Below are 21079 nucleotides of genomic sequence, written 5' to 3'. Positions count from 1 at the left end.
TACAAGGTCCACCACATATACGGAGGAATACCCAAGTCTGGCTGAAGGGATCGGTCTTGAAAACCGACAGGGGTGTCAAAGCCCGCGGGGGTTCGAATCCCTCTTCCTCCGCCATATCTAATTTAATTATCATCGCGGGGTGGAGCAGTTCGGTAGCTCGTCGGGCTCATAACCCGAAGGTCGCAGGTTCAAATCCTGCCCCCGCAACCAAAAAATGGTCCGGTAGTTCAGTTGGTTAGAATGCCTGCCTGTCACGCAGGAGGTCGCGGGTTCGAGTCCCGTCCGGACCGCCATTTATAAAAAAGGCTCGGTAGCTCAGTTGGTAGAGCAACGGACTGAAAATCCGTGTGTCGGCGGTTCGATTCCGTCCCGAGCCACCATCTTAATTTAATATTGTTTTGGCGGTTGTGGCGAAGTGGTTAACGCACCAGATTGTGGCTCTGGCACTCGTGGGTTCGATTCCCATCAATCGCCCCAAACAACAATGCGGGTGTAGTTTAGTGGTAAAACCTCAGCCTTCCAAGCTGATGTCGTGGGTTCGATTCCCATCACCCGCTCCATTTTTTTATTGTCATGGGCCTGTAGCTCAGCTGGTTAGAGCGCACGCCTGATAAGCGTGAGGTCGGTGGTTCGAGTCCACTCAGGCCCACCATGATGATTTTTCCACAGTAGCTCAGTGGTAGAGCTATCGGCTGTTAACCGATCGGTCGCAGGTTCGAATCCTGCCTGTGGAGCCATATGGAGAAGTACTCAAGTGGCTGAAGAGGCGCCCCTGCTAAGGGTGTAGGTCGTGTAAGCGGCGCGAGGGTTCAAATCCCTCCTTCTCCGCCATAAGGCCCGTTGGTCAAGCGGTTAAGACACCGCCCTTTCACGGCGGTAACACGGGTTCGAATCCCGTACGGGTCATTAAAGAACCTTGCATAGTATGCAAGGTTTTTTATTATGAGTTCATAGTGTAAATGGTGAAAGACAGGTATGTGGCAAAAACACTCCATAATAAATAAGGAACCAGCAGCCAGGCTGAATCTTTACTGTATTTGCGGGCAATTATCAATAAGCTAAGTGTTGTAACGGCCACAAGCAGGCAATCGATAGATGCAGCAAGCAAATTTTTCTGTGTGAATTGAAAAAAGCTGAATCCTTGATTAACGATATAATTGATGAGAAGCATCACCCAGAAAGCTTTGGATTCTTTATATGAAAATTTTGCGTATATCAAGGCTGCTGACAGCGAGATAAACGCAAACAAAACCGCCCATATGATGCCGATAACTGATCCGCTCGGCGTCCAGTCAGGTTTGTGAAGGGCGTCGTACCATTCCCTGTCGATGGGAAAGAGAAACCCAGCTAAAGAAAACAAGGCATATGTAATGATAAATACAATAATCGCACCGATATACTTCTTTTTCATCTATTCCTTCCGATATTCAATGTCAATACGTTCATTCCCGATTTTGTAAAGGTCAAACTTTTTAAAGAGTCGCATACCCCTTTCAGTGTATGAGTTTTCATTGCAATAATGCTGCAAACTTAAAACCCCGGCAAGCCGGGGTTTTAGTCAGCATGAAGATCGCCGAACGTCGTCATAATTCCTTCTTCGTCCAGTTCCTGTTCATATTTTTCGTGTTCTCTGCTTGGATATACAGAAATGTTTTTTCCGGTAATATCTGTTGCGATGAAGTTTTCATAATCCTCAACATAGCCGATGTTTTCTTCAGAGTTCATTGTCATATCGTTGTAGCTGAGAGGCGGATTCTCTAAATCCTGAGGCGTTTCTGAGTTTCCGTATTTCTCAACGTCCTGATAAGAGTCTTCACTGTCGTATGGCGGCCGTATTGATTCATCATCATCAAATTCAAACTGTCCGAACGGTGTTTCCTCCTCAATCGGCCTGTCTTTAGAAACGGCATCCTGCGAGGAATATTCCGCCAAGGTTGTAGCAGTCGGCAGAGCTTCCAGTCTGTCATAAGGGATCTCCTTGCCGCTGACTTCACATATGCCGTACGTACCGTTTTCAATTTGTTTCAAGGAGTAATCAATATCGCGAAGATGCTCCCGTTCATGGTCGAGGAGAGCCAGGTCTTTTTCACGCTCGTATAACTCGGTTGCCTGATCGCCGGGGTGATTGTCATAGGAAGACAATTCGCCGGATGACTGATACGGGAATTCATCTGTTAATTGAAATTGATCATTTTCTTTAAAACGGCTTAAAATATCATGTTTGGCTTCTTCTAGCTCTTTTTTCAAGTGTGTGATCTGTTCGTTTGTAAGCACATCGTTCCCTCGTTTCTATGTGATGCTTACAGTTAGTATGAACGTTTTTGATACAGAAAAAAGGTGGATAAAAATGGTCACTTTTCCACAGTAAAGTAAAAGGATACAGTGTTTGCCGAGAGTGGGGAAAGAAAATTCAAGTTTGTTTCTTTATTCATTTGTGCAAAAAGGTTTATAATAAGAAATGCAGGCATTTTGTCGTGCTCACATCTGTGTGTTTGACACAATGTCATCACAGGTGTATTGTATTAAAAGCATTTAACGGATTATGGAGGAATGTCTCATGGTGACAACGGTGCAGCATACGTTCCGAGAGGAAGCAGATCATGCATTACATAAAGCCAAACAAGTCAACCATGCTGTCTTATTGAGCTATTCAAGACGTATTGCGTCTTTAGACCCTCTATCATTTTTCAAAGACGGAGCAAAAAAATATAAAGGCAAACGATTTTTTTGGTCAGAACCCGGTAGTGAATTAACAATAGTCGGTCTTGGCACAGAAGCGCTGTTCCAATCGAATGAAAAAAACAAAAAGCGTTATCACGACGTTTTTGAACAATGGGAGCGCTTTAAAAAGACGGCTTTTCATATTCATGAAGAAGAGGCGGCGCATACCGCGGTCGGTCCTGTCTTATTCGGCGGTTTTTCATTTAATCCCGCTGAAGAAAGAGGAGACGAATGGAACGGGTTCGAAGAAGGACTGTTCTTTATTCCCTCACTCATGCTGACAAAGACGGCGGATGGTGATTATTTAACCGTCAATCAATGGGCGGCAGACGGTAATCAGGCAGAAGATGTGCTGAAACGTCTGAAATCTTTTTCTGAAGCTTTTGCAGTTTCTTCAATGGCGTATGAGGAGTATCCTGCTTTAACAAAAGCGGAAGAACTTGATGTGGAAAACTGGCTTGAAGCCATTAATACAGCAACAAATGATATGAAGGCAAATCAATATGATAAAGTCGTGCTGGCAAGGGAAGTCGTATTGTCATTTGATGGGCCTATTCCGGTGGAGAGCGTTGTCAGAAAGCTTTTGACGGATCAAACGACAAGCTATGTTTTTGCGATTGAGCAGGGAAATAAATGCTTTGTCGGCGCTTCACCAGAGCGGCTGATCAAAAAATCCGGCAAAGACGTCATGTCGTCCTGCCTGGCAGGTTCAATTAAGCGCGGAAAAAATCAACAAGAAGATGACTGTCTTGGCAACGAATTGCTGCATGACGGAAAAAATCTCGCGGAGCATGATTTTGTGGTTCAGATGATACACGATGCTTTTTTGTCGAGCTGCAGTGATGTGAAAAAGCCGGCGGGTCCGCAACTATATAAAACAAAAAGTGTTCAGCATTTATATACGCCGATCGTCGGTCATCTTAAAACGTCCGCTTCGCTGTTTGATTTGATTGAAAAGCTGCATCCGACACCGGCATTGGGCGGAGCGCCCCAGCAAAAAGCTGTTGAAGTTATCGCTGATATTGAACCGATGACACGCGGATGGTACGCGGCTCCGATCGGCTGGATGGACGGCAGGGAAAACGGAGAATTTGTCGTGGCCATCCGATCAGGGCTGATTGAAGATCAAAGTGCGCGCCTATTCGCAGGATGCGGTATTGTTGAAGATTCAGATCCGCAATCAGAATATGAAGAAACACAAATTAAACTAAAGCCGATGATCTCTGCTTTAGGAGGTGAAAGGCTTTGACAAACCCGATTACACATTATATCGGAAGCTTTATTGATGAATTCGCTCTTTCGGGTATAACCGACGCAGTCGTTTGTCCCGGATCGAGGTCAACTCCGCTGGCGGTTTTGGCAGCGGCCCACCCGGATATTCATGTCCATATACAGATTGATGAACGATCCGCGGGTTTTTTCGCACTCGGTCTTGCAAAAGCCCGCCAGCGTCCGGTCATGCTGATTTGTACGTCAGGAACGGCAGCGGCTAACTTCTATCCGGCCGTGATTGAAGCTCATTATTCAAGAGTGCCTCTTATTGTCCTGACTGCTGACCGGCCGCATGAATTAAGGGAAGTAGGGGCGCCTCAGGCGATTAACCAGCATTTTCTGTTCGGTAACTTTGTTAAGTTTTTCACAGACTCAGCTCTTCCTGAGGAAAATCCTCAGATGCTGAGTTATATCAGAACATTGGCCGGCCGAGCCGTAAGTGAAGCGGGCAAACGCCCGATGGGGCCTGTGCATGTCAATGTGCCGCTCAGAGAGCCTTTGATGCCGGATTTGTCAGCACGGCCTTTTGAAAGAATGAGAGCTGGGCGGCATGTCTCTGTTACAACAGGGATTCAGTCAGCTGACCAAGCCTCTCTGCGTCATATTACAGAGCGTCTTGCGAGTGCCGAAAAGGGTATGATCGTCTGCGGCGAAATTCACGGTGAAGCAGAAAAACAGCAGATCATCGCGCTTGCCGAGATGCTTCAATTCCCGATTTTGGCTGACCCGCTTTCAAATCTCCGAAACGGAAAGCATGATAAGGCGCTGATTATTGATGCCTATGACTCATTCTTAAAAGATGAGGAGATAAAAGAGGCGCTGCGTCCGGACGTTGTGATCCGATTCGGTCCGATGCCGGTTTCCAAACCGCTCTTTTTATGGCTCAGAGACGATTCTGCCATTGAGCAGTTTATCGTTGATGAAGACGGCGGGTGGAGAGATCCCACTCAGACCGGCGCGCATATGATTCATTGCCATCCGTCTGTATTGTTGGAAGCGGTCCGTTCAGCTGAAACTGAAAAACGGCCGTCCGGATGGCTGGAGAAATGGCAGTTTGTCAATGAGCGGTTCCGCAGCCATTTAAAGGCCGCGGACATGGATGATTTATCATTTGAAGGAAATGTATATCGTCAGCTTCAGCACCTTGTTCCTGAGGGCAGTTCGATTTTTGTCGGCAACAGCATGCCGATTCGTGACGTGGATACTTTCTTTGAAAAACAAGACCGTTCCTTCCGTGTCTATGCCAACCGCGGCGCTAACGGAATTGACGGGGTTGTTTCCTCGGCTATGGGACTGTGTGAGGGAACAAAGGCGCCTGTCACGCTTGTGATTGGAGATTTATCGTTTTACCATGATTTAAACGGGCTGTTAGCGGCTAAAAAACTTGGAATTCCGCTTACGGTTATTTTAATAAACAATGATGGCGGCGGGATTTTCTCATTTTTGCCGCAGGCATCTGATAAAACTCATTTTGAAGAACTGTTCGGTACGCCGACGGGACTTGATTTCCGTCATGCCGCCGCACTGTACGGCGGGACGTATACTTGCCCTGAGACTTGGGATGCATTTAAGGATGCGTATCAGCCGCAGGCGGACAAGCCCGGACTTCATATTATCGAGCTGAAAACAGATCGGACATCAAGAGTTCAATTCCATCGCGATCTGCTGCAGGCCGCAGTCCAGGAAGTGAAAAAAGAATGGAAGCTGTAACTGTCAAAATGGCGGACGGTGTGTGCTATCGGGCGGCTGACAGCGGTCACGAATCGTCTGAAGCGATAGTTTGTCTGCACGGGTTTACGGGCAGTAAAGAATCATGGGAATTTTTACGCGAAATGTTTCCCGGCGAGCGAATGGTGATGATTGACTGCCTGGGCCACGGAGAGACAGACGCGCCTGTGCAAGCGGCAAGGTATAGTGCGAGCCGGCAGGTGGCGGACCTTGCCGCCGTTTTTGATCAATTAAAACTTCACAAAGTGAAACTTATTGGGTATTCTATGGGGGGAAGACTTGCTTACTCCTTTGCACAGACATTTCCGCATCGGGTGTCAGCGCTTGTTCTGGAAAGTTCAACTCCTGGCCTCAGCACGCTCGAGGAACGCAAAAAGCGGATTCAGTCAGACCGGAAGCTTGCTGACTTTATATTACGGGAAGGCATAACATCGTTTGTCGATTATTGGGAAAGCATTCCGTTGTTTGCCACACAGCTTTCTCTTCCGGACAATGTAAAGGCGTCCATCCGTGCCGGCCGGCTGAAAAATAATCCGTCCGGTCTTGCAGGCAGTCTGCTCGGAATGGGGACGGGCTCACAGCCTTCCTGGTGGAGTGCATTAGACCGCATCAAATCGCCGGTTCTTCTCATATGCGGTGAATGGGATGAAAAATTTTGCGTCATTAATCAAAAGGTGCATAACCTGCTCCCATCAAGTAAAATAGAGGTTGTCAAACAGGCGGGGCACACGGTTCATGTGGAACAGCCGCGAATTTTTGGTAAGATAGTAAGTGAGTTTTTAAACGGCTTGTAAAGCATAAAGAAAATGACTTTTCGGCCGGACTCATGCAAAAATAGAGGAGGTCATATCAATGGCTGCAGAATGGAAAAGTGAACGTCAGTACGATGAAATCCTGTACGAGACGTATAACGGTATTGCAAAAATAACAATTAACCGCCCGGAGGTACATAACGCATTTACTCCTAAGACGGTATCAGAAATGATTGACGCATTTGCTTACGCACGTGATGACTCTGAGATTGGTGTCATCGTTCTTGCGGGAGCGGGAGATAAGGCATTCTGTTCAGGCGGGGACCAAAAAGTCCGCGGTCACGGCGGATATGTCGGAGACGATCAGATCCCGCGTCTGAATGTGCTTGATCTTCAGCGTTTAATCCGTGTTATTCCAAAACCGGTTGTAGCGATGGTATCAGGCTACGCCATCGGCGGAGGCCATGTGCTTCATATCGTCTGTGATTTAACGATTGCAGCTGATAACGCGATTTTCGGTCAGACTGGGCCGAAAGTGGGCAGCTTTGATGCCGGTTACGGCTCAGGCTACCTGGCGCGTATCGTCGGACATAAGAAAGCCCGTGAAATCTGGTACCTGTGTCGTCAATACAACGCGCAGGAAGCGCTCGACATGGGGCTTGTCAATACGGTTGTCCCATTAGAGAAACTTGAAGAGGAAACAATTAAATGGTGTGAGGAAATGCTTGAGAAAAGCCCTACAGCCCTTCGTTTCCTTAAAGCGGCATTTAACGCAGATACAGACGGTCTTGCCGGAATTCAGCAATTTGCAGGAGATGCAACGCTTCTTTATTACACGACAGACGAAGCGAAAGAAGGCCGCGATTCCTTTAAAGAGAAACGCAGTCCCGATTTCGGTCAGTTCCCTCGTTTTCCGTGATCAGATGACACTACGAAACAGCTTGAGCCGCTCTGGTCCAAGCTGTTTTCTTTTCAAAAAAAGTACTTTTACCTCGGAGATGATAACATGCTGACAGAACAGCCAAATTGGCTCATTCAAAGGGCTCAGCTGACACCTGAGAGAATCGCTCTCATATTTGAAAACAAACAGATGACATTCAAAGAATTGTACCATGCTTCTAAACAAATGGCCGCGCGGCTGTCCGAATACTACACGCTTAAAAAAGGAGACCGTGTCGCGATTTTGCTTTCTAACAGACCTGAAATGGTTTATGCCGTTCACGCCTGCTTCTTATTAGGAATGGAAGCGGTGCTGTTAAATACGAAGCTCTCAAAACAAGAACGGCTGTTTCAGCTCGAAGATTCACAGGCGAAGCTTTTATTGACGGAGGACGGTTTTCGCCGGGAAGATTATGAATCTGCAGTCGCCACCGCAGATGTGGACGAGCTGCAGGCTGAAGAGGCGGGAGACATTGAGCCGGAAGAATATGTAACGCTCGATGATACGGCGACTCTTATGTATACGTCAGGAACAACGGGAAGGCCGAAGGGGGTGCAGCAGACTTTCGGAAACCATTATTCCAGCGCTGTATCATCTGCGCTGAATCTGGGGGTCACGGAGCGGGACCGCTGGCTTATTGCGCTGCCGCTTTTTCATATCAGCGGCCTGTCTGCACTGTTTAAATCGGTCATTTACGGCATGCCTGTCGTGCTTCACCAAAAATTTTCTGTCACTGATGTGCTGGACAGCATCAGCTCACACCGGGTCACGATCATATCGGCTGTGCAGACCATGCTGTCGGGTCTGCTTTCGGAGACTGAACAATGTCCTGAATCACTGCGTTGCATTCTGCTAGGCGGGGGGCCGGCACCGCTGCCGCTTCTTGAAGAATGCCGCAGGAAACAATTTCCGGTCTTCCAGTCTTATGGCTTGACCGAAACCTGCTCACAGATTGTCACGCTTTCTCCTGAATTCAGCATGGAAAAGCTCGGCTCGGCAGGTAAACCGCTGTTTTCATGTGAAATCAGAATTGAAAAAGACGGAAATCGCTGTGCGCCGTTTGAACATGGTGAGATTACGGTGAAAGGGCCGAATGTGATGAAAGGGTACTATCATCGTGACGAAGCGAATCAGGCCGCTTTTCATAATGGCTGGTTCAAAACGGGCGATCTTGGCTATTTGGATGATGAAGGGTTTTTATATGTGCTGGACAGACGGTCGGATCTCATCATTTCAGGCGGAGAGAACATCTACCCGGCTGAAGTTGAAGCGGCGCTGCTTGCCCATCCGGCTGTAGCGGAAGCCGGTGTTTCAGGAGCCGAAGATCCGAAGTGGGGGAAAGTGCCGCATGCCTTTCTCGTTTTGACTTCTTCTGTCAGTTCAGAGGAGCTGACCGCTTTTTGCCGTGAACGTCTTGCAAAATATAAAATACCGGCTGCTTTTTTCGCGGTTGACGAGCTTCCGCGGAACGCGTCCAATAAACTGATGAGGCATCGGCTTAATGAGCTTCGTAAAGGAGAATTGTCATGATTAAGATTGAAAAAATCACCCTTTATCATGTGAGTATGAGGCTAAAAAAACCATTTAAAACAAGTATTGAAACTCTGCACGACCGTAAATTTTTGATCGTGGAAGCGATCGACGAAACCGGGAGAACCGGCTGGGGAGAGGTATCGGCGTTTTCTTCCCCGTGGTATACAGAAGAAACGATTCAGACATGCGCGCATATGCTGAAAGATTTTTTTATTCCAAATGTCGTAGGCCGCGAATTTTCCCACCCGTCAGACGTGCCTGACTGTCTCGAGCGTTTTAAAGGAAACCGCATGGCAAAAGCGGGCCTTGAATCAGCCGTGTGGGATTTATATGCCAAGAAAAAGGGGATTTCTCTCGCAGAAGCCTTGGGAGGCAAAAAAGATAAAGTGCCCGCCGGCGTCGTAGTGGGTCTTGCTTCGGCTGATGAGATGCTTCGGGAAATTGAGCAATACGTAAAAGAAGGTTATCAACGTATAAAAATAAAAATTCAGCCCGGCAATGACGTTGATTTGGTCAGAGCCATCCGCAGCCGTTTTCCGAATGTACCGCTCATGGCGGATGCCAACTCAGCGTATGAACTGAAAGACATCAGCAGGCTGAAAGAATTGGATGAATTCCAATTAATGATGATAGAACAGCCGCTTCAGGCAGATGATATTGTCGATCACCGCCACCTGCAAAAACACTTGAGAACGGCGATATGTCTTGATGAAAGCATATGCTCATTTGATGACGCGAGGCGTGCGATTGAGCTTGGAAGCTGTAAAATCATTAATATAAAACCGGCGCGTGTAGGTGGTCTGACAGAGGCTTTAAAAATACATGATTTATGCAGAGAGCATCACATGCCGGTATGGTGCGGCGGAATGTTTGAGACCGGCATTTCGAGAGCGCAGACAGTGGCGCTTGCTTCGCTGCCGCAATTTACGATACCGGGGGACATTTCCTCATCAGACCGATACTGGGAGGAGGATATTATCACTCCTGACATCCGTATCGAAGAGGGATTTATCTCTGTTCCGGACGGTCCCGGGCTGGGTGTCGAAGTTAATCAGGAAATAATGAGAAAATACGTCACCCAAATGGACGTTTTTACGACAAACAGCTGATAAAACGATATTTCAGCAAGTTGAGCATTCTGTATGCCGCTGTTATATTGAAACTGTTCATCATCACCCCTTCCCCGTTTGAACCGGCTGTTAAAGCCGGTTTTTTTACTTGATAAATGTGAGCAGTGCGGCGCGGAAATTAAAAAGAGCTGTATAAAAACAGCTCTTTTTTTTATAAATCATGCGGTTTAAAGGTTTTGCAATCCGTTTCTTCACTTTTTTCAGCGGTTTCGCCTGTATGGCTGACAACATAAATAGCGTCGGCCGTGCATTTGTTTCCTTTGCCCCAATATGAGCAGTTATTGACTTCACACAGAATTTTTTGGTCCATGCTGATTCCCCTCCCAAATAAAAGGTACGCCATTAGTATGAGCCGCCCCGATTTTTGTTATTCCTCCTGGCGGATATAACGTCTGTCTTTCATAAAGAGCTTCCAGAAGAAATAAAATCCGGGAAACAAAATGATGAACGCGACGATATACGTCATAAACAGCGCCCTGAAGGTTGCGGGTTCCGTAAATCCTGACATGACCGTAATGTCGGGATAAATCATATAAGGAAGATGAGCCCGTCCGTACGCATAGCTTGCCAGAAAGTATTGCAGCGCAATGGCAATCATGGCGATCCTCGGTTTGCCGAGGTTTCTGCCGAAGCGTTTATTCGGCAAAAACAGAGCGATACCGGCAATGATAAATGTAATGACAGACAGGATGAGCCATGTCAGGTCTTTCATCATTCCCGTATACAGCCAGCCGGCTTCCGTACGCAATGTCAGCATAATGAAGATCGCAAAAAGAAGAGACAGCGGCCCTGTTATTAAAGAGCTCCGTCTGTATATGCGATACGCATGCTCCTCTTCCGCAACATTTGAAAAGTCGGCCAGAAGCAGCGAAGATAAAAATAAAGTGCTTAAAATGGCAAAGCCGATAAAGGCATACGCATTCGGGCTTGTAAAGACATTTGCCAAATTCAAGTGATACACCCCGCCCGTTTTCTCGATAAATCCTCCGTGTGTCACCGGAAGTACCAAAATCAGCACAGCAGGAATAATGAAGCCTGAAATTCCGGAGATATATCTCATGATTTTTCTTTCTTTCGCCGTATTGGAGAAAACGAGAAAGCCGCTTCGGATAGCTAAAAGCAGCAAAATGATACTCCCCGGAATCAATAAAACGGTACCCAGCACGAAAGTTGCCCCGGGAAAGAAACTGAAAAGGGCGACAACGATCGCGACGATAAAGACATTGGTCACTTCCCATGTCGGGGATAAATAACGGTTGGCGATGTTAGTCGCCTTTGTTTGTTCTTTATTTAAATAAATCATAGACCAAAAACCGGCTCCGAAGTCCATCGTTGCCATAACCGCGTAGATAAACACGAAGCCCCATACGATGGATATCGCGATGAGAGCATCCATGGTAATGTCCATTTCAATTCAGCCCTTTCTGTTGTTAAGATTCCGCCGCTTTTACATCCTCCTCAACGGGATGTTTGCGGAAATAATACAGCAGCACATAAATGACTGCGGCCGCCAAAATGGCGTAAACCACCGTAAACAGGATGAACAGCAAACCGATTGAACCAGTTGTCGTGACGACATCTGACGTTTTCAGAAGATGATAAATCACCCATGGCTGCCGCCCAGTACAAGCGAATATCCATCCGAATTCAATGCCGATCAGACTAAGCGGTCCCGCGGTTAAAAATAAAATCAAAAGCCAAGTCGGAAAGCTGTCTTTCTTTAATATTTTTCTCCACACGATGCCGATGACGGAGTACAAAATGAGCAGCATTCCGATGCCGACCATTCCGTTAAACAGTGTATGGATGAATAAAGGCGGCCACTCGTCTTTCGGAAACGCGTTCAAGCCTTTGACGACTGTGTCAAAGCTGTTTGCAGCCAAAAAGCTTAAAGCCCACGGCACTTCTATCGCCCATTTTACTTTTTCTTCTTTTGCGTCGGTAAAACCGCCGATCGCAAGCGGAGCGTGTGACCTTGTTTCAAACAGCCCTTCTGCGCCCGCAAGCTTCTCAGGCTGGTATTCGTAAAGGAGCTGAGCTGACTCGTGTCCGTTTAAAGAGGCAATAATAGAAAAGATTCCGCCGATCGTTAAAGCGAGCAGAAGCGCTTTCCGGTGAAAACGGTATACCTGCTCCTGTTTTCTCGTTCTCAGCATTTTATAAGCGGCTACTGACGCGACGATAAATGCACCGGTCATGAAAGCCGTCAGAACGACATGGCCCGCGGTGGTGAAAAAGCTTGGATTAAAAAATGCCGCCCACGGTTCGACGTCAGTGATTTTGCCGTTTAAAATTTTAAAGCCGGCCGGCGTTCCTTCAAATGCGTGAACATTTGTGATTAAGACGGCAGATGCCGCGGCGCCGATCAAAACGAAAATGACGGCAATGATGCGCATCGCCGGAGTCAGCCGGTCAGCGGCATAGACATAAATGGACATAAACAGCGCTTCGATAAAGAAAGCATAAATTTCAATTTGAAACGGAAGTGACATCACTCTGCCGATGACTTCCATGAATCCGGGCCACAAAAGGGCAAGCTGTGTACCCGCGATCGTTCCGGTCGGTATCGCCACGCCGAGCAGAACAGCCTGCGCCTTTGTCCATCTTTTCGCCATAATGGCATAATGCGGATCTTTTGTTTTTTGATAAATTAATTCAGCCATTAAAATCATCAGAGGCAAACCGACACCAAGCGTCGCGAAAATAATATGAAAGCCCATGGTTGTCCCGAACAGGCTTCTGGCTAATACTAAATCATCCACGTCATAAACCGCCTTTCTAATTACCGTTTTATGTAATGTGGTTATATTATTTGCTGAAGCCATTAAATTATTCTTCTGATTCCATATATGTGCAGGGTTTAGAAATCAAGGGATCGGGGCATATATGATTGACAAGCGCCTATTTAAGGTTTAGAATAAAGCGTAATAATTACGATTTAAAGAAAGGGAGATCAGCATGAAAAAAGATATTCATCCGGATAACCATCAAGTGATTTTTCAAGATGTGAACAGCGGCTACCGGTTTTTAAGCCATTCAACGAAAACATCAGAGGAAACAGCAGAGTGGGAAGACGGAAAAACATACCCGCTGATTAAAGTAGAAGTCAGCTCAGATACGCATCCGTTTTATACAGGCCGCCAAAAGTTCAACGAAAAAGGCGGGAGAGTCGAACAGTTCAACAAAAAATACAATATGGGGAAATAAGACAAGCCCGAGGGGGTTTGTCTTATTTTTTGAGCCGTCTGCAACTTTGTCATCAAGAGCGGGGAGTGACGAAAGGACCCGCTTTATGTTATATTGTGAATAAAAAAGCAGAAAGGAAACACCAAGATGAGTCTTCTAAACGATATCATGACATTTAATGAGCAGTTTACTAAAAACAAAGAGTATGAAAAATACCAAACATCTAAATTCCCGGATAAAAAGATGGCGATTTTGTCCTGCATGGACACACGCCTTGTTGAATTGCTTCCGCATGCGATGAACATGCGAAACGGCGATGTGAAAATTATTAAAAGTGCCGGCGCGCTTGTCGCCCACCCATTCGGAAGCATTATGCGCAGCCTTTTAGTGGCCGTATACGAATTAAACGCTGATGAAGTCTGCGTTATCGGGCATCATGATTGCGGTATGAGCAAAATCAACAGCGAGGATATGCTCGGTAAAATTATTGACCGCGGTATTCCGAAAGAGCGGATTGACATGCTGAAGTACTCAGGTGTTGATCTTGATCAATGGCTGAAAAGCTTTGATTCTGTAGAAGCGAGTGTTACAGACAGCGTAAACGTCATTAAACACCATCCTCTATTCCCTGATAACGTGCCGGTGCACGGTCTTGTGATTGATCCTGAAACCGGCAAGCTTGATCTGGTGATCGACGGCTATCAGCATATGGACTAATGCTTTTGTTTTTTTTCCGGTACGGGATCAACCCCGCCCGGATGAAAAGGATGGCACCTTAAAATTCGCTTCAGTGTCAGCCATCCGCCTTTTAGTGCGCCGTGAGTCTTGACGGCCTCGATTCCGTACTGCGAACACGTCGGATAAAAGCGGCATGACGGCGGCGTCAGCGGAGAGATGAACTTCTGGTATCCGCGGATTAACGCAATCATTATGGTTTTCATCAAAAAAACCACCTTTCTGATGCTAGTATAGAAAAAAAATTTCAGATTGAAAAGCGTCCGCCGCAATTCTTATCGGAAAACTGTGTTATAATGGGTGCATATTCTGAAAAAAAGGGAGTGCCATTATGCCTTCAGTAGAAAGTTTTGAGCTTGACCATAACGCGGTTGTGGCTCCGTATGTAAGACATTGCGGAGTGCATAAAGTCGGAACAGACGGCGTCGTGAATAAGTTTGACATCCGCTTCTGCCAGCCGAACAAACAGGCGATGAAGCCGGATACGATTCATACGCTTGAGCACTTGCTTGCGTTTACGATCCGCACACATTCTGAGAAATACAATCACTTCGACATCATAGATATTTCACCAATGGGCTGCCAGACAGGATATTATCTGGTTGTGAGCGGTGAGCCGACAGCGGAAGAGATTGTTGACCTGCTTGACGCTACACTGAAAGAAGCCATCGATATTACGGAGATTCCGGCAGCCAACGAAAAACAGTGCGGCCAGGCGAAACTTCATGATTTGGAAGGCGCGAAACGCCTAATGCGTTTCTGGCTGTCACAGGATAAAGAAGATTTGCTGAAAGTGTTCGGATAAAAAAACAGGCCTTTTTGCTGTCATGCAAAAAGGCTTTTTTTACATATTTCTAAAAAATGTCACACCTTATGTGTAAGCGTTTGCTAAAATAGAAGCAAACACGAGGGAGTGATGGAATGAAACGGGCTGTATTGGCAGGTATGTGCGGTATGGTATTTCTTTTATCTTCTTGCGGGGGCAATTCGGACAAAACCTCCGCGGATGAAAAGCCTAAAGCGCTTGAGGTCAAGCTTACGGGACCGGAAACGGTAAAGCCGCATGAAAAAGCAGAATACAAGGCGGATGTTTTTTACGGCGGAAAGCGCGTCACGGATGCGGATGAAGTCATGTTTGAAGTATGGAAAGAAGGAAAAAAAGGCAGCAGCAAAACAAGCAAGGCCAAGGAGGAAAAAGGGGCGTATCATCTGCGGACTGAATTTGACGAAGAGGGTGTGTATACCGTTCAATCCCACGTAACGGCAAAACAGCAGCACAATATGCCGACTGTAAAAGTGCGTGTCGGAGATGCTGAAGCTGCCGATGATTCCTCCGGCCATGAGGAACAGACGCATCATCATTAAGGTTTGTTTTTGTGCGTCAAGCCGTTTGATTCGTCCTGCGGCGGATCAATCGTATGCTTTACATTATAGGCTCTTACGGTCGACCAGATGGATAAAAGCAGCACGGCAAGCACGATAAGAAAGCCGAGACTCAGAAGAAGCAGCATGAAATCCCTCCTTTTTAACAAATAATAACATATTTTCCAGACGTAAAATCAAGGGCTAAAAATTTATGTTTTAACAAACGATATAAAGGGTATATCAATAGTAAACCAAAGGAGGAAGATAGGCATGTCAGAAAAACTATTGGAAGCAGTCAATAAACAAGTTGCAAACTGGACGGTCATGTATGTGAAATTACATAACTATCATTGGTACGTCAAAGGGAAGGACTTTTTTACACTGCATGAAAAGTTCGAGGAGCTGTATAACGAAACGGCTACATATATTGATGACTTGGCAGAGCGTCTGCTGGCATTAAACGGCAAGCCGATCGGCACAATGACGGAATCATTGAAGACTGCATCTATAAAAGAAGCGGAAGGCAATGAGAGCGCAGAACAAATGGTACAGAACATTTATGATGACTTCACTGTCATTGCAGAGGAACTGAAAAGCGGAATGGATCTCGCAGATGAAGTCGGTGACGAAACGACCGGAGATATGCTGCTTGCCATTCACCAGAATATCGAAAAACATAACTGGATGCTGAAAGCGTATTTAGGATAATTAACAAGGGAAGGCCGGGGCTTTAGAGCATCCGGTCTTTTATTTGGTTGTCCATTTTTCTGAAAAATCCAGTCCGTTCTATTCACCTTTCATAGAATAATGTAAGGCCGTTTCTGTGAAAGGATGTTGGATCAAGTGGGCAGAGACTTTGGCATCTTTTCGTTTTTTGCAGTGATCGTGTCGGCAGCGGGATTTTTCTTCGGCGGTTTTCAGTATTCGTTTCTGATTTTGCTATCGGTCATGGCGATCGAATTTATCAGTACAAGCTTAAAGGAATCTCTTTTGCAACAGCTGAGCCCAAAAAAGCTTTTTGCGCGGCTGGTCAAAAAAATCGTGACCTTGTCATTAGTCTCAGTTTGCCATTTTTTTGATCAGCTGCTTCATACCGAAGGCTCCATCCGCAATTTGGCTATCATGTTTTATATTTTATACGAATCGATACAGATTGTGATTACGGCAAGCTCGCTGGGCATCCCGGTTCCGCAGGTGCTCGTCGACCTTTTGGACACCCTGAAAAATAAATTCAAGCGCAAACCGTAACATTTGCTTCATAGGAGGCTATACTAGCGGGTATGATGGTTTTCCTCTGAATTTTTGATAAAGGGCTTCCGAACAAACGCAACTGTGGTATGATGTATGGAAGATACGAAGGAACGGATTAGAGGGATAAACATGTACGAGTTTAAAGACTATTATCAGAACACTGTTCAGCTCTCCTTTGAACACCAGCCTTTTTCAGACAGCCCGAAGCACGTATGGGTCATATGCCGATATGGTGACAAGTGGCTTTTGACTGAGCACGAAGACCGGGGGTTTGAATTTCCGGGCGGAAAAGTGGAGCCGATGGAATGTGCGGAGGAAGCGGCCCTGCGCGAGGTAAAAGAAGAGACCGGCGCCGCGGTAAGACACCTTCAGTACGTCGGACAGTATAAAGTGCTCGGCAGGGAAAAGGTAATCGTTAAGAATATTTATTTTGCCGATATTGAAAAGCTTGAAAAACAGGCTGATTATTTTGAAACAAAGGGGCCGGTGCTGTTCAGCGAACTGCCGGAGAATCTCCCGCGAAATAAAAAGTTCAGTTTCATTATGAAAGATTCGGTGCTTCCGATAAGCCTGAAAAAGCTGAAAGAAGATGGCGTATTTCAATCATAGAAACGAAGACCCGGCGTTTCCGCACGGGTCTTTTTTATATTTTTCCTTTCGTCCATTTTCTCTCTAACAGTTCCACTCCCTGATACATTAATGTCGCAAAAATCGCGATGATCAGAAGGCTTAAAAATACAAGGGTGAAATTGAAGACTTGAAATCCGTATATGATCATGTAGCCTAAACCTTTTTCGGAAACGAGAAACTCGCCGACAATGACACCGACCCAGGATAAACCGACATTCACTTTAAGCGCAGAAACAATGGCGGGGGCACACGCCGGCAGAATGACTTCTTTAAACATGATGCGCCTTTTCGCTCCAAATGTTTTCATGACCTTAATATAATTTTCATCCACTTCCTGAAAAGCCGTAAAGACGACGATTGTCGTGATAATGACACTGATGACTGCTCCCATGGCTACGATACTTGTAAAATTCGGTCCGAGTGCGACGATGAGAATCGGTCCGAGTGCGACCTTCGGCATCGCGTTTAAAATGACGAGGTACGGGTCTAAAATCCGGGCGAGCCTGTTTGACCACCATAACAGAGCGGCGAGACATGTGCCGAGAAGGGTGCCGAGCAAAAAGCCGAGAACGGTTTCGCCTAATGTGACACCGATGTGCGCCGCGAGGGATCCGTCCGCAATCTTTTCAACTAAGAGCCTGCAAACGGCAGAGGGGGAGCTGAAAATTAACGGATCGATCCAGCCCGCTTTGCTCGATATTTCCCACCCTGCAAAAAATACGATAAAAATGGCGGCCTGATACGCACGAATCCGGCGTTTTTCTTTTTGGTGTTTTTTCTTAAACTGCTGATGAAGCTCTTCAATCGTGCCGCTGCTGTTTTTCAAGGGAATTCAGCTCCTTCCATATGGTTTGAAACAGCGGCTGAAAGGCCGGGTCCTGACGCGCGTCAAACGGATCTAAGGCGGCGAGCTCCTTAGGCACGGTGAAAATTTGGTGGATCGTTCCCGGCTGATTCGAAAATAAATAGATCGTATCGCTCATCGCGATGGCTTCACCGATATCGTGGGTGACGAGCACGGCTGTTTTTTGAAAATCCTTTAATGTTCTGAAGACAAGGTTTTCTAAAGAAAGCTTCGTTTGAAAGTCCAGCGCCGAAAACGGCTCATCAAGAAGCAGCAGGCCCGGGTCCGGGGCAAGCGTTCTGGCAAGTGCCGCCCGCTGCCGCATTCCCCCTGACAGCTCTTTCGGATATTTTTTTTCGACGCCGATTAATCCGAGCTTAGGCAGAAGGCCGAGAACTTCAGCTTTCTTTTCTTCTGTTAATGTTTTGGAAATGTGTAAACCGAGCAGCACGTTTTCCTCAATTGATTTCCAAGGAAATAAATAATCCTGCTGAAGCATATAGCCGATTTGGTGTTCTTTATGGTTCGGCACGCTGCCTTCAATCAGCACCCGGCCTTGTGCAGGGGCAATAAGGCCGGCAAGAATGGATAGGAGTGTTGTTTTACCGCATCCGCTCGGTCCGAGAAAGGAGATGAAATCCCCTTTTTCAATATGAAGATGTATATCTTTCACGGCGGTTGTTTTTTCTTTCAGCGAGAAATAAGTATGTGTCACATGATCCACATGTAAAAAAGACATTCATGTTCCTCCTATTGTTCTGAGGTGACTTTTTTGGCGATTTTTGTGTTGACGAGTTTGCTGTACGGAATATGTTTCGGGAGCTCCCCGGCTTCATCCATAATAGATTGAAGCTGTTCCCATTCATCTTCTTGCAGAACGGGGTCAGAAGAGAATGATTTTTGTTTTTTATAACGGTCTATCGATGCTTCAATAATGGCAGGGTCGGTATCGGCAAATTCCTTTTGAATCGTTTTTGCGATGTCTTTGGCCGGATGGCTTTCCACCCATTGCTGGGCGCGGTAGATGGCGCGGGTGAATTTTTCCGCCGTTTTTTCATTGTTTTTTAAATAGCTTTCTTTTGCCATAAAGGTTGTGTAAGGCACTTGGCCGGAAGCTTCTCCGAAGGATGCGACGATATGGCCGATGCCTTCTTTTTCAAATTGGGATGCCGTCGGTTCAAACAGCTGGACATAATCACCGGTTCCGGATGCGAATGCGTTGGAAATATTGGCGAAATCAATGTTCTGAATCAGGTTAATGTCTTTTTTCGGCTGTATGTGATGCTTCTTCAGGACGTACTCACCGGCCATTTGGGGCATGCCGCCTTTACGCTGGCCGAGAAATGTTTTTCCTTTTAAATCGTCCCACTTGAATGATGTCACATCCTTTCGCGCCACGAGAAATGTACCGTCTGTCTGTGTCAGCTGCGCGAAGTTGATGATAGGATCTTTTGCTCCTTGCGCTTCCACGTAAATGGACGTTTCAGAACCGACCAGCGCGATATCAGAGCCGTTTGACAAAAGCGATGTCATCGTTTTGTCTCCGCCCCATGTGGTTTGAAGTGAAACGTGAAGCCCTTCTTTTTTAAAGAAACCTTTCGCTTCAGCGACATACATAGGGGTATAGAAGATGGAGTGTGTGACTTCCGCCACCTTTACCTTCGTCAGACTTTCTTCCTGTCGGCAGGCCGGAAGAATGAGCAGGAAAAAGGAGCATATGACAAAGACGCAGCTCGTTTTGAGCCATTTGTTCACGGTGTAACCTCCTTGTTTTAAGCGTTAAATTAACCTTTTTTGCTTTACATATCGTATGATGGGTATAAAAAATGTGTGAGTGCCCATATTCAGGTTGGGAAAGAATAAAAAACTGATGATGGAAGGAGGCTCATTTGTTTTGCTTGTTGAAAAGAAAAGGTTTCCGTCTCCGAGTCCGCATGTCCGCCTCTTTACGGTGTGCTATGAGTCAGAAGGGCTGAAGGTAAAGGGGCTCCTTGCCGAGCCTGCGGCGCCGGGAACATACGACGGTTTTTTATATTTGCGCGGCGGTATTAAAAATGTCGGCATGGTTCGTCCGGGAAGAATCGTTCAATTCGCTTCCCAAGGCTTTGTCGTGTTTGCGCCTTATTACAGAGGCAATCAGGGCGGCGAGGGGAATGAAGATTTTGCGGGAGAGGACAGAGAGGACGCGTTTTCGGCTTTCCGTCTGCTTCAGGAGCATCCGAACGTCAGGGAAGGGCGGATTCATATTTTCGGATTTTCCCGGGGCGGAATCATGGGTCTTTTGACTGCGATCGAGATGGGGCATCAAGCGGCTTCGCTCGTTTCCTGGGGCGGTGTGAGTGACATGGCGCTCACTTATGAAGAGCGGAAGGATTTGCGGCGGATGATGAAGCGGGTGATCGGCGGCACGCCGAAAAAGGTGCCGGATGAATACAGATGGCGTTCGCCGTTTGAAAAAGCAGACCGCATTCAGGCGCCTGTGCTGCTCATCCATGGCGAGAATGATGAAAATGTCTCGATCGAGCACGCCAGGATGATTGAGGACAAGCTGAAAGAGACGGGGAAACCGGTGGAGACCTGGTATTACAGCGGTTTTACGCATTATTTTCCCCCGCAGGAAAACAGACGCATTGTCCGGCGTCTGGCGGAATGGATGAAGACAAGGTAAGATGCCGGATTTATGATATGATAATATAGAAAAAGAGAATGAAAGGGGATTTTCATTTTGGGAATGCCTGTAGAATTTAATACTATGATTGTGACTAAAGGCAATGAAAAACGGATAGAGGAAAATATCTTTTTATTAGAGAAAGAGGGCTATCGGGTCTATCCTCTCGATATTCCGATGGACGTGCGCAAAACAAAAAACGGCGAGAAATCCGGCACGGGTGAAGTCCAAAAGCTCGAGTGGGCGAACGGCCGGACAAGCATTACATACAGACTCACTTCGCTTCATTCGACAAATTGAAAAAACAAAAGCCGAGGGCATATA

25 protein-coding genes and 11 tRNA genes (1 of these 36 only partly in view) are annotated in these 21079 nt (G+C 46.5%); 26 read left to right on the top strand and 10 right to left on the bottom strand.

The window, feature by feature from the left end; translation table 11 throughout:
- The 11 genes from MHH91_RS15365 to MHH91_RS15315 all read left to right on the top strand — a co-directional run.
- Nucleotides 1-14 (top strand) — tRNA-Ile (locus MHH91_RS15365); it begins 63 nt to the left of the window's first position.
- 7 nt (nt 15-21) lie between these two features.
- Nucleotides 22-114: transfer RNA gene (locus tag MHH91_RS15360), tRNA-Ser, on the top strand.
- 19 nt (nt 115-133) lie between these two features.
- Nucleotides 134-210: transfer RNA gene (locus tag MHH91_RS15355), tRNA-Met, on the top strand.
- A gap of 6 nt (nt 211-216) precedes the next feature.
- Nucleotides 217-293, top strand: a tRNA-Asp gene (locus tag MHH91_RS15350).
- Between the two features lie 11 nt (nt 294-304).
- Nucleotides 305-380 (top strand) — tRNA-Phe (locus MHH91_RS15345).
- Between the two features lie 21 nt (nt 381-401).
- Nucleotides 402-477: transfer RNA gene (locus tag MHH91_RS15340), tRNA-His, on the top strand.
- Between the two features lie 9 nt (nt 478-486).
- A tRNA-Gly gene (locus MHH91_RS15335) sits at nt 487-560 on the top strand.
- Between the two features lie 15 nt (nt 561-575).
- A tRNA-Ile gene (locus tag MHH91_RS15330) sits at nt 576-652 on the top strand.
- A 10-nt stretch (nt 653-662) separates the two neighbouring features.
- A tRNA-Asn gene (locus MHH91_RS15325) sits at nt 663-737 on the top strand.
- 3 nt (nt 738-740) lie between these two features.
- Nucleotides 741-831 (top strand) — tRNA-Ser (locus MHH91_RS15320).
- A gap of 3 nt (nt 832-834) precedes the next feature.
- Nucleotides 835-906: transfer RNA gene (locus MHH91_RS15315), tRNA-Glu, on the top strand.
- A gap of 34 nt (nt 907-940) precedes the next feature.
- Here the strand turns inward: MHH91_RS15315 and MHH91_RS15310 are convergent.
- The gene (locus MHH91_RS15310; RefSeq protein ID WP_013353292.1) at nt 941-1411 is read right to left on the bottom strand and encodes a TspO/MBR family protein; all 471 of its coding nucleotides are present in this window, start codon (nt 1409-1411) and stop codon (nt 941-943) included.
- A gap of 143 nt (nt 1412-1554) precedes the next feature.
- Nucleotides 1555-2274, bottom strand: coding sequence for a TraR/DksA C4-type zinc finger protein (locus tag MHH91_RS15305; RefSeq protein ID WP_013353291.1), 720 nt, complete (start codon nt 2272-2274; stop codon nt 1555-1557).
- Between the two features lie 283 nt (nt 2275-2557).
- Here MHH91_RS15305 and MHH91_RS15300 point away from each other — a divergent pair, with 283 nt between their 5' ends.
- The 6 genes from MHH91_RS15300 (at nt 2558) to menC (ending at nt 10055) form a co-directional block, all read left to right on the top strand.
- Nucleotides 2558-3970 carry an isochorismate synthase gene (locus MHH91_RS15300; protein ID WP_013353290.1) on the top strand — a complete coding sequence of 471 codons (1413 nt, stop codon included), beginning with the start codon at nt 2558-2560 and terminating at the stop codon, nt 3968-3970.
- The gene (menD, locus tag MHH91_RS15295) at nt 3967-5703 is read left to right on the top strand and encodes a 2-succinyl-5-enolpyruvyl-6-hydroxy-3-cyclohexene-1-carboxylic-acid synthase (protein WP_014470854.1); all 1737 of its coding nucleotides are present in this window, start codon (nt 3967-3969) and stop codon (nt 5701-5703) included. Before MHH91_RS15300 ends, menD begins: the two co-directional genes overlap by 4 nt.
- On the top strand, nt 5691-6515 hold the full coding sequence (gene menH / locus MHH91_RS15290; protein WP_013353288.1) for a 2-succinyl-6-hydroxy-2,4-cyclohexadiene-1-carboxylate synthase: 825 nt from the start codon (nt 5691-5693) through the stop codon (nt 6513-6515). Before menD ends, menH begins: the two co-directional genes overlap by 13 nt.
- Nucleotides 6516-6573: 58 nt before the next feature.
- The gene (gene menB / locus MHH91_RS15285; protein WP_013353287.1) at nt 6574-7392 is read left to right on the top strand and encodes a 1,4-dihydroxy-2-naphthoyl-CoA synthase; all 819 of its coding nucleotides are present in this window, start codon (nt 6574-6576) and stop codon (nt 7390-7392) included.
- Between the two features lie 87 nt (nt 7393-7479).
- A complete protein-coding gene (locus MHH91_RS15280; protein WP_013353286.1) occupies nt 7480-8943 on the top strand; it encodes an o-succinylbenzoate--CoA ligase in 1464 nt (487 codons plus the stop codon).
- Nucleotides 8940-10055: an o-succinylbenzoate synthase gene (menC, locus tag MHH91_RS15275; protein ID WP_013353285.1), complete on the top strand. Its 1116-nt coding sequence runs from the start codon at nt 8940-8942 to the stop codon at nt 10053-10055. The genes MHH91_RS15280 and menC overlap by 4 nt, the downstream gene beginning before the upstream one ends.
- Nucleotides 10056-10227: 172 nt before the next feature.
- Here menC and MHH91_RS15270 read toward each other — a convergent pair whose 3' ends face one another.
- The 3 genes from MHH91_RS15270 to MHH91_RS15260 are packed head-to-tail and all read right to left on the bottom strand — an operon-like array spanning nt 10228 to nt 12838.
- A complete protein-coding gene (locus MHH91_RS15270; protein ID WP_014470852.1) occupies nt 10228-10386 on the bottom strand; it encodes a DUF1540 domain-containing protein in 159 nt (52 codons plus the stop codon).
- A gap of 57 nt (nt 10387-10443) precedes the next feature.
- Entirely contained in the window at nt 10444-11484 is a 1041-nt protein-coding gene (locus MHH91_RS15265; RefSeq protein ID WP_013353282.1) for a cytochrome d ubiquinol oxidase subunit II, read from the bottom strand.
- 22 nt (nt 11485-11506) lie between these two features.
- Entirely contained in the window at nt 11507-12838 is a 1332-nt protein-coding gene (locus MHH91_RS15260; RefSeq protein WP_014470851.1) for a cytochrome ubiquinol oxidase subunit I, read from the bottom strand.
- A gap of 196 nt (nt 12839-13034) precedes the next feature.
- Here MHH91_RS15260 and MHH91_RS15255 point away from each other — a divergent pair, with 196 nt between their 5' ends.
- Together MHH91_RS15255 and MHH91_RS15250 are read left to right on the top strand one after the other, a co-directional pair.
- Nucleotides 13035-13283, top strand: coding sequence for a type B 50S ribosomal protein L31 (locus tag MHH91_RS15255; protein WP_003152229.1), 249 nt, complete (start codon nt 13035-13037; stop codon nt 13281-13283).
- Nucleotides 13284-13409: 126 nt separating this feature from the next.
- Nucleotides 13410-13979 (top strand): beta-class carbonic anhydrase, encoded by a 570-nt coding sequence (locus tag MHH91_RS15250; protein WP_013353280.1) that lies wholly within the window; start codon nt 13410-13412, stop codon nt 13977-13979.
- Here the strand turns inward: MHH91_RS15250 and yidD are convergent.
- On the bottom strand, nt 13976-14203 hold the full coding sequence (yidD, locus tag MHH91_RS15245) for a membrane protein insertion efficiency factor YidD (protein ID WP_013353279.1): 228 nt from the start codon (nt 14201-14203) through the stop codon (nt 13976-13978). The genes MHH91_RS15250 and yidD overlap by 4 nt on opposite strands.
- A 125-nt stretch (nt 14204-14328) precedes the next feature.
- Here yidD and MHH91_RS15240 point away from each other — a divergent pair, with 125 nt between their 5' ends.
- The gene (locus MHH91_RS15240; RefSeq protein WP_013353278.1) at nt 14329-14802 is read left to right on the top strand and encodes an S-ribosylhomocysteine lyase; all 474 of its coding nucleotides are present in this window, start codon (nt 14329-14331) and stop codon (nt 14800-14802) included.
- Nucleotides 14803-14918: 116 nt separating this feature from the next.
- Nucleotides 14919-15362: a FixH family protein gene (locus tag MHH91_RS15235; RefSeq protein ID WP_013353277.1), complete on the top strand. Its 444-nt coding sequence runs from the start codon at nt 14919-14921 to the stop codon at nt 15360-15362.
- Here the strand turns inward: MHH91_RS15235 and ytzI are convergent.
- Nucleotides 15359-15508: a YtzI protein gene (gene ytzI, locus MHH91_RS15230; protein ID WP_013353276.1), complete on the bottom strand. Its 150-nt coding sequence runs from the start codon at nt 15506-15508 to the stop codon at nt 15359-15361. The two genes, MHH91_RS15235 and ytzI, sit on opposite strands and share 4 nt — an antisense overlap.
- Nucleotides 15509-15632: 124 nt before the next feature.
- Here ytzI and MHH91_RS15225 point away from each other — a divergent pair, with 124 nt between their 5' ends.
- The 3 genes from MHH91_RS15225 (at nt 15633) to ytkD (ending at nt 17222) form a co-directional block, all read left to right on the top strand.
- Nucleotides 15633-16070, top strand: coding sequence for a Dps family protein (locus MHH91_RS15225; RefSeq protein ID WP_003152242.1), 438 nt, complete (start codon nt 15633-15635; stop codon nt 16068-16070).
- 135 nt (nt 16071-16205) lie between these two features.
- Nucleotides 16206-16610: a phage holin family protein gene (locus MHH91_RS15220; protein WP_014470850.1), complete on the top strand. Its 405-nt coding sequence runs from the start codon at nt 16206-16208 to the stop codon at nt 16608-16610.
- Nucleotides 16611-16742: 132 nt separating this feature from the next.
- Nucleotides 16743-17222: an RNA deprotection pyrophosphohydrolase gene (gene ytkD / locus MHH91_RS15215; RefSeq protein ID WP_013353274.1), complete on the top strand. Its 480-nt coding sequence runs from the start codon at nt 16743-16745 to the stop codon at nt 17220-17222.
- A 34-nt stretch (nt 17223-17256) separates the two neighbouring features.
- Here ytkD and MHH91_RS15210 read toward each other — a convergent pair whose 3' ends face one another.
- Genes MHH91_RS15210 through MHH91_RS15200 form a run of 3 tightly spaced genes read right to left on the bottom strand, consistent with a single transcriptional unit; the run spans nt 17257 to nt 19842 of the window.
- Nucleotides 17257-18069, bottom strand: coding sequence for an ABC transporter permease (locus MHH91_RS15210; RefSeq protein ID WP_013353273.1), 813 nt, complete (start codon nt 18067-18069; stop codon nt 17257-17259).
- Nucleotides 18044-18826 (bottom strand): ABC transporter ATP-binding protein, encoded by a 783-nt coding sequence (locus tag MHH91_RS15205; RefSeq protein WP_013353272.1) that lies wholly within the window; start codon nt 18824-18826, stop codon nt 18044-18046. Before MHH91_RS15205 ends, MHH91_RS15210 begins: the two co-directional genes overlap by 26 nt.
- Nucleotides 18827-18837: 11 nt before the next feature.
- Nucleotides 18838-19842: an ABC transporter substrate-binding protein gene (locus MHH91_RS15200; protein WP_013353271.1), complete on the bottom strand. Its 1005-nt coding sequence runs from the start codon at nt 19840-19842 to the stop codon at nt 18838-18840.
- Nucleotides 19843-19981: 139 nt separating this feature from the next.
- Here MHH91_RS15200 and MHH91_RS15195 point away from each other — a divergent pair, with 139 nt between their 5' ends.
- Nucleotides 19982-20755: an alpha/beta hydrolase family protein gene (locus MHH91_RS15195; protein ID WP_013353270.1), complete on the top strand. Its 774-nt coding sequence runs from the start codon at nt 19982-19984 to the stop codon at nt 20753-20755.
- A gap of 57 nt (nt 20756-20812) precedes the next feature.
- Nucleotides 20813-21055 (top strand): DUF2584 domain-containing protein, encoded by a 243-nt coding sequence (locus MHH91_RS15190; protein WP_013353269.1) that lies wholly within the window; start codon nt 20813-20815, stop codon nt 21053-21055.
- The last annotated feature ends 24 nt before the right edge of the window (nt 21056-21079 follow it).

The organism is Bacillus sp. FSL K6-2819 (assembly GCF_038008305.1).
GTDB classification, from domain to species: Bacteria; Bacillota; Bacilli; order Bacillales; family Bacillaceae; genus Bacillus; species Bacillus amyloliquefaciens.
This window is presented reverse-complemented; position numbering and strand designations above follow the sequence as displayed.